This is a genomic window from Aeromonas sp. 603079 (assembly GCF_049172135.1).
Lineage (GTDB): Bacteria > Pseudomonadota > Gammaproteobacteria > Enterobacterales > Aeromonadaceae > Aeromonas > Aeromonas veronii.
The window spans coordinates 1-1,130 of the sequence record NZ_JAAKPX010000046.1; the positions used below are offsets into that span (position 1 = coordinate 1).

Consider the following 1,130-nt stretch of genomic DNA (forward strand, 5'->3'; position numbering starts at 1 on the left):
GGTACCATCGAACTGCCGGAAGGCGTAGAGATGGTAATGCCGGGCGACAACATCAAGATGGTTGTTACCCTGATTGCGCCGATCGCGATGGATGACGGCCTGCGTTTCGCTATCCGTGAAGGTGGCCGTACCGTAGGTGCTGGTGTTGTAGCTAAAGTTATCGCTTAATCGATACTTTAAATGCACACATGAAAGGGGTGGCTTCGGCCGCCCCTTTTGTTTTTGGGCTTTATCTGCCCTGTGAGATACTGGGCAAAACCATTGATTGAGGTAGTTTCCGTGAGCAAACCCGCCATTTTTCTGGATCGTGACGGTGTCATCAATGAAGACACTGGCTATGTCAGCCAGGTCGATGACTTCCATTTTCTGCCCGGAGTCATAGACGCCCTGCAGCTCCTCAAAAAGAAAGGCTATCTGCTGGTCGTTGTGACCAACCAGTCCGGAATCGCCCGCGGCTACTTCAGTGAAGATGACTTCATGAATCTGACCGAGTGGATGGATTGGTCACTGGCGGATCGGGATGTGGACCTCGATGGCATCTATTTCTGCCCCCATCATCCGGATCACGGCGCCCCCTGTGATTGCCGCAAACCGGAGCCAGGGATGCTGCTGTTGGCGCAACAGGAATTGGGGATCGACATGAGCCGTTCCTATATGGTGGGTGACAAGCCTTCCGATCTGAAAGCAGCGAGCAATGCCGGGGTCGGTCACAAGATCATGGTCAGAACCGGTAAGCCGGTTACCGAAACGGGTAGCGCACTGGCAGATGCCATCTATGACAACCTGCACGATTTTGCCATCGCGGTGCCTGCAGCAAGCTGATTTCGCCGGTTTAATATGCCAATTGGTGGCTTTGTGAGCGAACGAACAGCGAAAGCCATCTTTTTGCAATTATCCCCTTGCCAGAACGAATTCACTCCCTATAATGCGCCTCCATCGACAGGGCAAGCGGCAACGCAAACAACCTCGTAGATAACCTCGAAAAGCCTTTGCAAATAAGGCTTGACTCGAGAAGGCGGTTGAGTAGAATGCCACTCCCGCAGCAGCAAAAGCTGCGTCGCTCTTTAACAATTTGAATCAAGCAATCTGTGTGGGCACTCACAGCATCGAACATCAAAAACAATTTTTGA

At 52.0% G+C, this 1,130-nt stretch carries 1 protein-coding gene and 1 pseudogene; both read left to right on the forward strand.

Annotation, left to right across the window (positions count from 1 at the left end; genetic code table 11):
• Nucleotides 1-168, forward strand: a pseudogene (tuf, locus tag G5287_RS20740) (elongation factor Tu); the annotation flags it as partial.
• Nucleotides 169-279: 111 nt separating this feature from the next.
• A complete protein-coding gene (gene gmhB, locus G5287_RS20745; RefSeq protein WP_216952229.1) occupies nt 280-822 on the forward strand; it encodes a D-glycero-beta-D-manno-heptose 1,7-bisphosphate 7-phosphatase in 543 nt (180 codons plus the stop codon).
• Nucleotides 823-1,130 lie beyond the last annotated feature (308 nt).